Source organism: Mucilaginibacter aurantiaciroseus (genome assembly GCF_024055595.1).
Taxonomy (GTDB): domain Bacteria; phylum Bacteroidota; class Bacteroidia; order Sphingobacteriales; family Sphingobacteriaceae; genus Mucilaginibacter; species Mucilaginibacter aurantiaciroseus.
In genome coordinates, this window is sequence record NZ_JAMXOF010000001.1 from 465963 (window position 1) to 480092 (window position 14130).

13 protein-coding genes are annotated in these 14130 nt (G+C 43.2%); 9 read left to right on the top strand and 4 right to left on the bottom strand.

The annotated features are described in order from the left end of the window. Nucleotides 1–9 precede the first annotated feature (9 nt). Nucleotides 10–1347, top strand: coding sequence for a M16 family metallopeptidase (locus NAF17_RS02140; RefSeq protein WP_252756332.1), 1338 nt, complete (start codon nt 10–12; stop codon nt 1345–1347). 124 nt (nt 1348–1471) lie between these two features. Here the strand turns inward: NAF17_RS02140 and NAF17_RS02145 are convergent, their stop codons facing one another. Both NAF17_RS02145 and NAF17_RS02150 read right to left on the bottom strand, forming a co-directional pair. After that, nucleotides 1472–2581: an AI-2E family transporter gene (locus tag NAF17_RS02145; protein ID WP_252756333.1), complete on the bottom strand. Its 1110-nt coding sequence runs from the start codon at nt 2579–2581 to the stop codon at nt 1472–1474. Between the two features lie 131 nt (nt 2582–2712). After that, nucleotides 2713–4191 (bottom strand): glycine--tRNA ligase, encoded by a 1479-nt coding sequence (locus tag NAF17_RS02150; protein WP_252756334.1) that lies wholly within the window; start codon nt 4189–4191, stop codon nt 2713–2715. Between the two features lie 127 nt (nt 4192–4318). On the opposite strand from NAF17_RS02150, the gene NAF17_RS02155 reads away from it, so the two are divergent. The 8 genes from NAF17_RS02155 (at nt 4319) to NAF17_RS02190 (ending at nt 12336) form a co-directional block, all read left to right on the top strand. Further along, nucleotides 4319–5026: an ATP-binding cassette domain-containing protein gene (locus NAF17_RS02155; protein ID WP_252756335.1), complete on the top strand. Its 708-nt coding sequence runs from the start codon at nt 4319–4321 to the stop codon at nt 5024–5026. Nucleotides 5027–5135: 109 nt separating this feature from the next. Further along, the gene (locus NAF17_RS02160) at nt 5136–5630 is read left to right on the top strand and encodes a hypothetical protein (protein ID WP_252756336.1); all 495 of its coding nucleotides are present in this window, start codon (nt 5136–5138) and stop codon (nt 5628–5630) included. 180 nt (nt 5631–5810) lie between these two features. Then, complete coding sequence (locus NAF17_RS02165; RefSeq protein ID WP_252756337.1) at nt 5811–6296, top strand: hypothetical protein; 486 nt, start codon at nt 5811–5813, stop codon at nt 6294–6296. A gap of 157 nt (nt 6297–6453) precedes the next feature. After that, the gene (gldG, locus tag NAF17_RS02170) at nt 6454–8865 is read left to right on the top strand and encodes a gliding motility-associated ABC transporter substrate-binding protein GldG (RefSeq protein ID WP_252756338.1); all 2412 of its coding nucleotides are present in this window, start codon (nt 6454–6456) and stop codon (nt 8863–8865) included. Nucleotides 8866–8902: 37 nt separating this feature from the next. Beyond that, nucleotides 8903–10027, top strand: a complete 1125-nt coding sequence (gene dnaN, locus NAF17_RS02175; protein WP_252756339.1) for a DNA polymerase III subunit beta — start codon at nt 8903–8905, stop codon at nt 10025–10027. A 171-nt stretch (nt 10028–10198) separates the two neighbouring features. Further along, nucleotides 10199–10882, top strand: a complete 684-nt coding sequence (locus NAF17_RS02180) for a DUF4397 domain-containing protein (protein WP_252756340.1) — start codon at nt 10199–10201, stop codon at nt 10880–10882. Nucleotides 10883–10884: 2 nt separating this feature from the next. Further along, nucleotides 10885–11634 (top strand): DUF4397 domain-containing protein, encoded by a 750-nt coding sequence (locus NAF17_RS02185; protein WP_252756341.1) that lies wholly within the window; start codon nt 10885–10887, stop codon nt 11632–11634. A gap of 48 nt (nt 11635–11682) precedes the next feature. Next, the gene (locus NAF17_RS02190) at nt 11683–12336 is read left to right on the top strand and encodes a DedA family protein (RefSeq protein ID WP_252756342.1); all 654 of its coding nucleotides are present in this window, start codon (nt 11683–11685) and stop codon (nt 12334–12336) included. Between the two features lie 7 nt (nt 12337–12343). Here NAF17_RS02190 and NAF17_RS02195 read toward each other — a convergent pair whose 3' ends face one another. Together NAF17_RS02195 and NAF17_RS02200 are read right to left on the bottom strand one after the other, a co-directional pair. Further along, nucleotides 12344–13303 (bottom strand): zinc dependent phospholipase C family protein, encoded by a 960-nt coding sequence (locus NAF17_RS02195; protein ID WP_252756343.1) that lies wholly within the window; start codon nt 13301–13303, stop codon nt 12344–12346. Between the two features lie 29 nt (nt 13304–13332). Next, nucleotides 13333–14100: a class I SAM-dependent methyltransferase gene (locus NAF17_RS02200; RefSeq protein WP_252756344.1), complete on the bottom strand. Its 768-nt coding sequence runs from the start codon at nt 14098–14100 to the stop codon at nt 13333–13335. Nucleotides 14101–14130: the final 30 nt, after the last annotated feature.

A 14130-nucleotide genomic window follows, 5' to 3' on the forward strand; every position in this document is an offset into this window, starting at 1 on the left:
AAACAGATCATGATGAAGAAATATATATATGTAATGCTTATTGCTGCAGCAAACTCAGTTTTTAACCCCGCCTCGGCACAGCAAAAAGCTTATGAAATGATGGTTGATGGCGTAAAGGTTATTGTACAGCCAAGCGGTAACGATATTGTAGAGATACAAACTGTAATAAAAGGTGGTGTACAAAATCACCCCGCAAACAAGGCAGGTATTGAGGCTATGGCCATGAACGCCTTAAACGAATGCGGAACGCTTAAGCACGATAAAAACGCTTTTAAAAACCAACTGGATAAAATTAGTGCTGCTGTTTATGGTGTTGCGCTCAAAAACTATTCGGTAATAAAAGTAAACTGTATAAAAAGCGATCTGGCAACGGCCTGGCCCTTGTATGTGGAGGCCATAACTATCCCCAGGTTTGATGCAAAAGAGTTTGAACGCATTAAGCAGGACCAGTTAAGCCAGATTAAATCAGAAGACTCTGACCCGGATAACGCTATTGATAAATACGCGGATAAGGTTGCCTTTAACGGCCGCGATTATGCAAAGGACCCTAACGGTACTGCCGCAACCATAACGCCGCTTACCGCCTTGGAGACAAAAAACTACTACCACTCCATCCTAACCAAATCGCGTATGGTGATAGTGGTAGTTGCCGATCTTGAACGTGCCGATATTGAAGCGAAAGTGAAAGGCCTGCTAAACACAATCAAACAAGGCGCGCCATTCGAACTGAAAAAATCATTCTTTAGGGTTTATAAAACCACCTTCTCTGCTGAAAAGCGCGATCTGGCTACAAATTATGTGGAAGGTGTAAGCAGCGGTCCGTCACCGGGCATGGCGGATTATGATGCCTTTTCTGTAGCTATGCGCATTTTTTACGATAAGCACTTTTTAGATATCCGTACCAACAACGGCCTGTCGTATGCGCCTTCTGCATGGTTTAGCGGGGGGGCGACCTCGGTATCAAAAGTTTCTGTATCAACTACCGAACCTAATAAATACATCGCCGTTTTTGATAAGCTTGTTGACAGGATCAAAAAAGACGGTTTCAATGCTGCCGATGTGGCTGATATGAAGGTTACCTACCTAACCGGTTTTTACTACAAGAACGAAACCAATACCGCACAGGCAGGTTCAATAGCATCTAACGAGGTATTGCACAACAACTGGAGGCGATCTTTAACCTTTGCCGATGATGTTAAAAAACTAACCCCAACGCAAGTAAGCGATGCTTTCCGCAAATACATTGGTAATATGATATGGGTGTACCAGGGCGACCCTAAAAAAGTAAACCCGCTATTGTTCACAAATGGTACGCTTAACAAAGCTGACAATCCGGTAAGTCATTAAGATTTAGTTGATGGTTCATAGATCATAGCCATTGATTGATTTATAACAAAAAAGTCTGCGACTGAATCGCGGACTTTTTTTTGTTGCAGCTACCATGAACTATCAACCATTATCTATGAACCATTTACTTTTCTGATAACACCACTTTCTTCCTACTCCGGTTTCCCCATCGTTCGCCCATGTGGTGGGTTGGGATGTTATCACCAAGTAGTTTACCCCATGGTTTAAGGTCGTCTATTCGGTCGAAAACAATTTTTAAAACTGCCACAAAAGGGATAGACAAGAACATGCCCGATACGCCCCAGAGCGCGTTGCCAAGCAGCACAACTATGATGGATATCAGTGCGTTTATCTGCACTTTAGATGATACGATGCGTGGCACCAATATGTTATTATCAATAAATTGGATTACGATGTAAGCGATAATCACCCCTAACTGTGTAGAGTAACCATCTTTAGTAACGGTAGCCATCAGCACAGGTAATGCTATCGCGATGATGCCGCCCAGGTAAGGGATCAGGTTAAGGATAGCACCTACACAGCCTATCAGGATGCCGTACTTAACGCCTAATAAAACCAGCGCGGTAGAGTTCAGGGTAGCTACGATGATCATTTCTATTAGTAAACCAACAATATAGCTTTGTATAGCAGTTTTGGTTTCGCTAAGTACATCACTTACTTTTTTAGTATTCTCTTCAGAAAACACCTCGTATAAAAAATTAAGAATAAGCGTTTTGTAAAGCAGCATTAAAAAGATATAAACCGGCAGCAGGAATATAATAGCCAGTGTGCCCAGCAAACCGTTTACTGTTTTGCCCACTATGGCCTGGCTGTTGTTTAACGCATCTTTCAGCATTTTTTCCTGCTTGCTTATTTCAACGCCAAATGTCTGTTGGATCCAGTTTTTTAGTTCGACAGTTATCGATTCAAACTTCTTTTGCAGCATCGGCAACGAATCGCCAAATTGTACTATCTGTATGCTCAGGAAATAAAATACCGTTGCCACCGCAATTATCGCTATCAGCATGGCAATGGCAATGGAGAGTACCTTCGGGATTTTAAACCGCATTAAACGATTAACAAGAGGATTTAGCAATATGGCCAAAAATGCCGCGAAAGCAAGTGGCACCAGTATATCTGCCAGTTGTACCATTACATATACCAGCAATATAAGCCCAAAAAGCACCATGGTGCTTTGAATATAAAACGGCTGATCTTTAATTTTTATAGACATGTACTTGTGTTTTCATATACACACAAAAGGAGTGCGTAAGAAAATTGTTTTGGGAAACAAAAAAGCGCCCATTACTGGCGCTTTTTTGTTATTACAGACTTTCGTTCGTCGTTTACTTTCGGACTAATAAATTATCCTAAAAGATTTTTCCAGCTAACCATATCGCCAATTATTTTTTCTAATTGGTCGGCAGGTACACGTTCTTGTGCCATGCTATCGCGGTGGCGGATGGTTACGGTGTTATCTTCAAGCGTTTGATGATCTATCGTTACACAAACAGGTGTACCAATAGCATCCTGGCGGCGGTAACGTTTACCAATGGCATCTTTCTCCTCGTACTGGATATTGAAATCAAGTTTCAACCTGTCCATTATTTCGCGGGCTTTTTCCGGCAAACCATCTTTTTTGGTCAGCGGGAAAATAGCGGCTTTAACCGGGGCAAGGCAAGGGTGCAGGCGCAGCACGGTGCGGCTATCCTGTTTCTCCTCGGTGCTCAGGTCTTCTTCCTCGTAAGCGTTAATCATGGTTAACAGGAACATCCTGTCTAAACCTATCGAAGTTTCGATAACGTAAGGGATGTAGTTACCGTATGGCTTGCCATCCTCGCCCAGTTCAGGGTCAAAGTACTGCATTTTTTTACGCGAGAATTTCTCGTGCTGGCTTAAATCGAAATCGGTACGGCTGTGTATGCCTTCCACCTCTTTAAATCCAAACGGAAATTCAAACTCGATGTCGTAAGCGGCATCAGCGTAGTGTGCCAGCTTGGTGTGCTCGTGGTAACGGTATTTGGCAGCATCGGTACCCAAGGCAAGGTGCCATTTTAAGCGGGCTTCTTTCCACTTGGCAAACCATTCTTTTTGCGTGCCGGGGCGTACAAAGTATTGCATCTCCATTTGCTCGAACTCGCGCATGCGGATAATGAACTGGCGGGCAATAACCTCGTTACGGAAAGCCTTACCAATTTGCGCAATACCAAACGGGATCTTCATCCTGCCAGATTTTTGTACATTAAGGTAGTTTACAAAGATCCCCTGAGCAGTTTCCGGGCGAAGGTAGATGGTTTCTGATTCATCGGCAATAGCGCCTACCTGTGTGCTAAACATCAGGTTAAACTGGCGTACGTCTGTCCAGTTAGCGGTGCCGCTTACCGGGCATTTTATATTTTGTTCGATGATGAGTTCGCGCAGGCGGGGCAGGTCTTCGGCTTTTAGGGCGTTGTCCATCTCTATCTGCAGTTCCTCAGCTTCGCTGGTTTTGCCTTCTTCATCAAGTTTTGCTATGCGGTCTTCCAGTAACTGGTCGGCGCGGTAGCGCTTGTTGCTGTCTTTATTGTCAATCATCGGGTCGCTAAAGCCGTCAACGTGGCCGCTTGCTTTCCAGATGGTTGGATGCATAAATATGGCCGAATCTATCCCGACAATGTTATCGTGCATCTGCACCATCGATTTCCACCAGTAGGTTTTGATGTTGTTTTTTAACTCCGAGCCGTTTTGGCCGTAATCGTAAACAGCGCTAAGGCCATCATAGATTTCGCTCGACTGAAAAACAAAGCCGTATTCCTTACTGTGCGATATAACATTCTTAAAAAGTTCGTCGGTTGATTTGCTCATAATAGGGGCAAAGATAGTTTTTAGTAGGAAAGTCTGAAAGTCAGAAAGAAAGAAAGAGAAACTTTGATTCGTCATCTTTAAGACTTGCGGTCTTCGGACTTTCCGACTTAATCTCTAACTTTACCGCATGAGCATAGTGGTAGATGCATTAACAAAAGTTTACGGGCAGCAAAAGGCTGTGGATGGTATCAGTTTTAAAGCAGGCGTGGGCGTATTGGGCTTTTTGGGGCCAAATGGGGCGGGCAAATCTACCACCATGAAAATGCTTACCTGCTTTATCCCCCAAACATCGGGAATGGCATCGGTTTGCGGGTTTAATATCAGCAAAGCCCCGTTAAGCGTTAAACGCAACATTGGCTACCTGCCCGAAAGTAACCCGTTGTATACAGATATGTATGTGAAGGAGTCGATGGCATTTGTGGCGGGCATCCACGGGATGAAAGATGCCGATAAACGCATTACCGAAGTTATCGAAGAAACCGGCCTTGGCCCCGAGCAGCACAAAAAGATAGGCCAGCTATCAAAAGGCTATCGCCAAAGAGTAGGGTTGGCACAAGCCATATTACACAACCCGCAGGTACTGATACTGGATGAACCAACCTCCGGTCTCGACCCCAACCAATTGGTAGGCATCCGCCAGTTAATTACTGACCTGGGCAAAACCAAAACCATTATCCTATCAACCCATATTATGCAGGAGGTTGAGGCCGTGTGCAGTCAGGTAATTATTATCAACAAGGGAGTTATTGTAGCTAACGACTCGTTACAATCCCTTCGAGCTAAAAATGCTGATAAAACCCTCGAAAATATTTTTATAGAACTCACTAACGTGTAGGGGTTACAGAAAAATTCTATTTGGTAAAAACCTTTTCGTGATAAACTTGTCTTAACTCCGAAGGCATAAAAGTGCTTTTAGTATTAAATATTTACAATAAATTAACATCATGAAAAAAGTATTACTTCTTTTGACCGTAGTTTGCGGGCTATCTATCACATCATTTGCACAATCAAAAAAAGACGGAAAATTTAGTTTAGGCCTTGAGCTTGGCGTACCTGTAGGCAACGCATCTACCGCTTACACCGCGGTTGTAGGCGGTTCGTTAAAATATGATCTTCCAATTGCGCCAAGCACTTATTTTAATGTATCGGTAGGTTATAGTTCATTCATTATTAAAGACAGGTACAAAAACTTTTTTAGTTCATACGGTGCTGTGCCTTTAAAAGCAGGACTTAAGTATTATGCAGACCGCCGCTTTTTTCTTGAAGGCCAGTTAGGTGCTGCATTTGGTACCGCAAATGGTGCAGGTACCTCATTTGTTTACTCACCGGGGGTTGGTTATACCTTTGATGGTGGCTTAGAAGCCGGTGTACGTTACGAGGCATGGTCAGATAACGGTACATTAGGCCAGTTGGCGCTTCGCGTAGCTATTAATTTATAAGTACAAGTATATTTGTTGGGGCTCGTTTAGCCTTTAACATTTATCAACATGCTATCCAAAAGCCCCCCAACATTAGTTGGTGGGCTTTTTTCGTTTACGACTTTTTTATTGGATTGGCTTTGATTATTTGTGATATCTTTTAAATTTGTTGCTATTAATCAACCTCATAACTAAAAAATCATGAAAAAATTATTGTTGTTATTAGCGATTGTAGGTGGTGTTTCATTCGCCGCGTCGGCCCAGTCCGACAAAGCAAGATTCAGTATCGGCTTCGAAGGCGGCATCCCCGTGGGCAATGCCAAAAATGTTTATGACATTGGTTTGGGCGGTTCACTTAAATACGAAACGCCTATTGCTGTAGGTACCTTGTTCACCATATCTGGTGGTTATACGTCATTTAAAATTAAAGATAATTTTGGTGGTGGTGCTAATGGTTTTGTGCCATTGAAAGCAGGTATCAAATACTTTTTTGACCAGGGCTTTTACGGCGAAGGCCAGTTAGGTGCAACATTTAGCACCGAAAGTGGCGGCGGTACTGCATTTACATATGCGCCAGGTATAGGTTACGCACTCGAAGGCGGTTTTGACATAGGCGTGCGTTACGAGGGATGGTCGCACAACGGCACCATTAGCCAGGTTGGCGTGCGCATTGCATACGGTTTCTAAAATCAGAACCAAAACTTTATATGAACGCCCCACGATATATCGTGGGGCGTTTTATTTTATGTCTGAATTTTATGTTTGAAAATTCTTTAATTCTGAAAATTCAGGTTCACACTATTAATCGTATTTTCGGGCGTTTACTCATAACAATTCCAACAAAGTGTTCAGCATCCTCAAAAAAGAAATAACAACCTATTTAAGCTCGTTGGTGGCGTATATCACCATTGGCGTTTTCCTGTTGGTTTTGGGTTTGTTTTTATGGGTATTCCCTGATACCAGCATCCTTGCTTACGGTTACGCCGGGCTCGATAGTTTGTTTAGCACCGCGCCATACCTGTTTATGTTTTTGGTGCCCGCCATCACCATGCGCTCGCTTGCCGAGGAACGGAGGGAGGGTACATTTGAGCTTTTGCTAACCCGCCCCCTAACGGATATCCAGATAGTTTTAGGTAAATATTTTGCAGGCGTAGTTATTGTGCTTTTTGCATTGGTGCCTACGCTGGTTTACTACTTCAGCGTTTATACGTTGGGTACACCGCAGGGTAATATAGATACCGGTGCGGTTATTGGCTCTTATATCGGTTTATTCCTGTTAGGCGCGTCATTTGCGGCTATCGGTTTGTTTGCTTCATCGGTAAGTAAAAACCAGGTGATATCGTTTACAATCGCTGTGTTTCTTTGTTTCTTTTTCTATAGTGGGTTCGATGCGCTAAGTTCGATATTATCGCTTCAAAACCTAAGGTTACAGGGCTTAGGGATAAACGAGCATTATCAATCTATAAGCCGGGGCGTGTTAGACACCCGTGATCTGATGTATTTTATTGTATTGGTGATATTCTTCCTGTGGCTTACGCTGTTTGTATTGCAAAGGCAGGCAGGAAAAAAGTTTATCAATACGGTGTTTTTAAGCATCCTGGGCATCATGTTTTCTTTAACCGCCGTAACTATTGTATCCGATAAGCTATTTACCCGGTTTGATTTTACTAAAGAGAAACGTTTCACCATATCGCCAGTGAGCCGAAACGTGATGCACAGCCTTAAGCAACCCGTTAACGTAACCGTTTATTTAGACGGAAAAGACTTCCCGGGGGGGATGAAAAAGCTGCAAACCTCCGTAAAAGATATGCTGGCCGACTTGCAGGCCTACAGCCGGAGCGAATTGAAATATGATTTTGTTGACCCTATAAAAGGCCTGTCTAACGAGCAGCAAAACCAGGCTTATGAAGATTTGGCCGCCAAAGGTATAGAGGCGCAAAACCTAAGTATTAAAACCGATGACGGCGTATCGCAAAAAGTGATCTTTCCTTACGCTTTAGTTACTTATGGCGATAAAAGCATCCCCGTTAAACTGCTGCAATCGCAAAGCAACATGAACCTTTCGCCCGATGAGATCCTGAATAATTCTATCCAGAATTTAGAATATGCCTTTACATCGGCCATAAAAAAAGCGGTATACGGTGGTAAACAACGAATAGGCTTCACCGAAGGCCATAACGAACTTACCGATCTGCAACTTAATGATGCTATGCGTTCACTGGGTGATGGATATTTAGTAGGCCGCATCAACCTTGCCAGCATACCTATAGATAGCCTCACTAAAGTGGGCATGCTGGTGATAGCCAAGCCCGACAAAGCTTTTACCGAACTGGAAAAATTTAAGGTAGACCAATATATTATGCATGGTGGCCGTGTGCTTTGGGCTATTGACCAGGTAAGCGCCGAACTGGATAGCCTGCGCGGCCATGGCGGCGGGCAACTGGCCTTTAACAAACAACTGAACCTGGACGATCAGTTATTTCGTTACGGAGTGAGGGTCAACTATGATCTGATTGCTGATATGAACTGCGCACCCATCCCGGTTACTACAGGTAACGCAGGCGGGCAGGCGCAGATACAAATGCTGCAGTGGTTATATTACCCGGTTTTTTTGCCGTTATCTAAGCACCCCATTGTGAAAAACCTCGATGGCATTACCAGCCAGTTTGCAAGCACCATCGATCTGCTGGACACCAAAAATATCGAGAAGACCATACTGCTTACCTCATCGCCCTACAATAAAAAAATAAGTACACCCAAAGTGCTGTCGTTACAGGCCCTACAGGATGAGCCAAAGCCCAAAGATTTCCGGAGCGTACCAAAAATTACAGGTGTATTGTTAGAAGGCAGCTTTACGTCTGATTTTAAAAACCGCCCGCTGCCAGAGGGATTAAACGAAAAGGTGGCCGTACAGCCCCAAAGCACACCAACTAAAATGATTGTGTTGAGTGATGGTGACATCCTGCGCAACCAGGTAGGTGCCGATGGCTCACCATACCCGCTTGGATACGACCATTACAGCCATCAAACCTATGGCAACAAAAACCTGCTGCTAAATATTGCCGATTACATGACCGATGATTCGGGCCTTATTGCGCTGCGTAGCAAAGAGATCCAGATCCGACTGCTGAACCGTGCCCGCATCCGAGAGGAAAAGCTGTTTTGGCAGGTCGTAAATAATGTTGTACCCATTGGCATAGTGTTAATATTTGCTATTTTTCAACATTATATCCGCAGGCGAAAGTATGCTCATTAAATTTTATACTTTTGGTAGATAAAAGTTATTAGACATTATGAGATTTATTGTTTCCACATCAACACTACTTAAGCAATTACAGTCTGTAAGCGGCGCTTTAAGCAACAGCACCGTATTGCCTATACTGGAAAACTTTTTGTTCGAGATAAAAGAAGGGAACTTAACCATTTCTGCTACCGACCTTCAAACCAGCATGACTACCTCGTTAGCAGTAGAAGCTAAAGAAAACGGCCGCATTGCCATACCATCGCGAATATTACTGGATACCCTAAAATCGTTACCTGAGCAACCTGTAGCCTTTTCTGTAGACGATACCACCTTTGCCATTGAGATAAGCGCCGGAGACGGTAAATACAAACTGAGCGGCGAAAACGGCGAAGATTTTCCGAAGATCCCGGTTGTGGAGAACGCATCATCGGTAAACCTGCCTGCATCTGTATTAGGTGAGGCTATCAACAAAACCATATTTGCGGTTAGTAACGATGAGTTGCGCCCTGCCATGACGGGTGTATTTTGCCAGCTAAGCAGCCAGCACCTTACCTTTGTAGCTACCGATGCCCACAAGCTGGTACGTTACCGCCGTAAAGATGCCAAGGCAGATAGTACAACATCATTCATATTACCAAAAAAAGCTTTAACGTTATTAAAATCGGCCTTGCCGGCAGATGATGTTAACGTTTCTGTAGAATATAATAGCACAAGCGCTTTCTTTAAATTTGGCAACATTAATTTGGTGTGTCGTTTAATTGACGAACGCTACCCCGACTACGAAGCGGTTATCCCTAAAGAAAACCCTAACAAACTGGCTATTGATCGTTTGGCGTTCTTAGGTTCGCTTAGCCGCGTTGCTATTTATGCCAATAAAACTACCCACCAGGTTAGGTTAAAAATTAACGGAAGCGAACTAAATATATCATCAGAAGATATTGATTTTGCCAACGAGGCACACGAGCGTCTGAGCTGCCAGTACGAAGGCGAGGATATGGAGATTGGTTTTAACGCCCGTTTTCTGATAGAAATGCTGAAAAATTTAAACTGCGAAGAGGTATCGCTAGAGATGTCGACACCTAACCGTGCAGGTATATTATTACCACAAGGTGGCGACGAGAACGAAGACGTACTGATGCTGGTTATGCCGGTTATGCTTAATAGTTATGCATAATTAGTGAGTGGTGAATAGTTAAGTAAAGAGTGGTTGCCGCTCGCTTATAATTACTCGCCAACAAATCATTCACTATTTAACCACAAAAAAGTCCGGCACTTCAGCCGGACTTTTTTTGTTCGTCTTATAACAAAACTCGTTATAATTGAGTTATATAGCATCTGCTGATAAATGATGAAATTTAAAATACCGGTTTTTATTGTTCTGATAGGGCTTTTGGCTGCGGCTGCATGTAAAAAGTTTGATGAAGCACCGCCTAAGATCCCAACAACTTATCTGAATTTTATAAATGCCTCTGCCGATACGCTGAATGTTTATGTGAATGGGAGCAGGCTAAATAATGTATCCTCAACCTATCCTTTAGGTTCGTCAGGCTATATCCAGTCGCCTTTGGGCGAACAAAATTACCAGGTAAAAAGGTTTGGCCATGGCGATGTGTTATTTACAGTGCCCATCAAATTAGATTCGGCCGGTGTGTACTCATTTTATGCAATTGACCGCACAGTGGAAAATTCATTCGTTACTTTAGATACACTATCCACCCTATCAAATAAAGTTTCGTCTATAAGGTTTGTACATACCTCACCAAAATTAGGGCCTGTGGATATTGTATTTACAGATGACTCAAAAAAAAGTATTAGGATCAATAAAAGAAGCTTTAAAACAACATCAGTATTTTTGACATTAAAAGAAGGTGTAGAAAACATACAAATTTATAAAGCCGGCACTACAATATTGTTAAGCCAGGAAGAACGCATTTTGCAAATTGGACGTGCGTACACATTATTCACCAAAGCAGGATTAACTGATGTAGTAAGTACAACACCTGCTACAGGTTTAATTATTAATCAATAATAATGGCTAATAAAAATAAAAGCGGCATACTATTAGGTCTTTCTTTGGTCATACTGGGTTCGTTGATTTTGCCGTTAATACAATCGTGTAGTAAAACAGGGGTAAACGCCAGCAGCGGCACAAACGCCAGGCTGCAGATCGTTAATTTAAGCCCGGATATACAGCCGTTTAACTTATATGCGTTTTTTATAAAGCAAGGTACAGTCGTTTATTCCTATCCCAACGCGTCGGGTTATTTTTTGGTGAACAGCATTGATACACCTTTACAGATCCGCACTTCCACTACTACAAATGGTATAAATCAAATAAATTTATTAACGCTGCCCGGCTCGTTAAAAGCCGGTGTGCCGTACACCTGGTTTGTTACAGGTATAAGAAAAGATAGTGCGCTTGCCACAATTTTAACCGTTGATACCGGTAGTGTCCCCGCTAACGGAAGGGGTAAAGTACGGTTTGTAAATGCAGCTCCCTCGGCTATTAATATGAATTTGTCGCTTAACGATACCGTGGCATTTAAGAACATTGCTTACAAAAAAGTAACCGATTTTGTTGAAGTAACTGCAGGTGCTTTTAATTTTAAGGTAGCAGCAACAAACGCGCCATTAGTAGTACTTGCGCCAGTACCTAATTTTACGGTACTCGATGGTAAATTGTACACCGTTTATTTCTACGGGCTATCTAACAATACCGATAGCGCCAAGTATAACGCCAACATCCTGTTGAATACATTACCGGTGGGGACTAAATATTAAAGGTTGGCTATACGTATTATCTTTCTATTTTTGCTAAAATTTAAAGCCTTGGAATTAATACACAGCATAATCGACTTCATATTACACATTGATAAGCATTTAGTGCAGATAACCAGCGAATACCAAAGCTGGACCTACCTTATCATCTTCATCATCATATTTGCCGAAACCGGTTTTGTTGTAACCCCGTTCCTCCCCGGCGATTCGTTATTATTTGCTGCAGGGGCACTTATAGCCGGCGGTAAATCGGGCCTTGATATTTATCTGCTTACCGTGATCCTGATCATTGCTGCTATTATTGGTAATACAGTAAATTACCTTTTGGGCAAGTTTTTAGGAGCGAGGGTATTTAAAGAAGAGAACAAAATTTTAAAGTTAAGTTACTACCTGCAAACCAAAGCTTTTTTTGACAAGCACGGCGGTAAGGCGGTGATATTTAGTCGTTTTATACCGATAATACGTACCGTTGCGCCGTTTGTAGCCGGGGTAGGGCATATGCCGTTTACCCGTTACACGCTATACAATGTGGTGGGTGGTGTATCGTGGATCCTGATCTTCCTGTTCTGCGGGTTTTGGTTTGGTAAAGTGCATTTTATCGAAAAAAACTTCTCGTTGGTTGCTATCATCATTATCCTGGTATCTATCATACCACCAATACTAGCCATACTAAAAAGCAAATTCAGCAAAAAGGAAGCGGCCTAATTGATAATTACAGGCCTGTATAAACTTTACCGGCCTTATACAAAGTTTCTTCCTTGTCTATCTTTTGCTTTTCTTCTTTGGTTAGTGGTTTCAATATCAGCTTATCCAGATCAGGCTGCCCGGCATCTACCCATGCCGAAAACCAGTAGCTGCCTACGCTGAGGATGCTTGCCCTCATTTGCCTTTGAACCATACCCCTTAACAGCCTATGATAGGCCCTGCTGTAAGCCACCGAGTATGCTTTTACCTTGCGGTTACCGCGTTGCTCCATGGTGTACTTTTGCGCGGGAGGGAAGGGTTTATTTAGCGCCCGTTCAACATGTAATACAGTATCAACACTTTTAAACGAAGCTCGGCAAATCTTAAAGGCCTCGGCAAGCGGGTTGTTAATGTACTTTGCCTTGCCCACGTTGTAGTTATAGATGTTGCTAAACAACTCGGGCAGGCGGCTTTCCCAAAGGGAATGGATGCCCTGCTGATTGGTTAGCTGCCCGTCGTAATTTTGGGTGAGGTGCAGGGGCGTATGGGCGTCAGAAATGTAATGTGCCAAGTTAGCCGACGAGATGAGGATAGCCATGGTATCCCTTGCCTTAAAGGCCTTTACCAGCCAGTAATAGTTGGATTGGATAGCCCAGGGAACGGTGCCGTACTTGTTTAGCGTATCGCTGGAGTATTTTGCGGCAGCGTCTATCCATCGTTGCGGCACACTCTTAAAAGGTTGCTTGCCGTAATGGTCGGCATTAAAAAAGTGGTGAGGTGCCTCGGTGCTGTCTACGTAACGCTTTTTATCGGCGCTTACGGCGTGTTCGGTAATAAAGTTGATATTGGCCCTGTAAAATCCCGCCATGCTCTTAGGTAGCGTAAAAACGGCAAGCCTGTTGATGCGGTAATGCGCAAAGAAACCCCACGACGAGCAGAGCGTAACAACAAATAAACCCGATAAAACCAAGGCAAACAACCGTTTCATAGGGTAAATATGATTAAATAATCAGTAAATTAAGTAAGATTTATCCGCTCGGCATATACATTGGTGTCGTACTGAATGGTGATGAGGCCTTTTTGCTGATACTTATCAAACAGCGTTTTTAGATCGCTGAGCATATTCTCATACCCTTCACCGTGTTTTGTTGGCATGTATGATGAGGATGCTAACCTGCCAACCACGCCGTCAAAATCAAAGATCTGCTCGTTATAAAAAGTTTGCAGTACGTAGGGTTGTGGTGCGAAGAATTTGGCGATATGCGCTGCATTAATATTGCGGTGGTCTACCTGCACATAATCCTTGCCATGTTTAATGATGAGCTCGTCGTACTCCTTTTCAAAAGCCGAACCAGTCTTTCTTTCGTTCCATATCAACGCTATAATGCCGTTTGGTTTAAGGATCCGTGCAAATTCGGCCCTGGTCTTTTCAGCATCAAACCAATGGAAGGCCTGCCCTGCAATAACAGCATCAATACCGGCGGTTGCAAGGCCTGTATCTTCGGCGGTGCCGTTTTGGGCCTTAAAGCCGGGCCAGTTACCCAATAGTTTAATGGCTTTATTGCGCATATGTACGTTAGGTTCAACGGCAATTACCCGATAGCCGGCATTTAAAAATAATTCGGTAGATATGCCTGTACCTGCGCCAATATCAGCTACCAATTTATTGTTGCCAAGGCCAAATTGCTGCTGTAAAAAATCAATGATGAGGGTAGGGTATCCGGGGCGGTATTTCACGTAATCGTTTACACGATCGCTAAAACGGTTGGTGCTGTTTGTGGTCATACAAATTAAACGCAGGTACAGCTGCGTTGT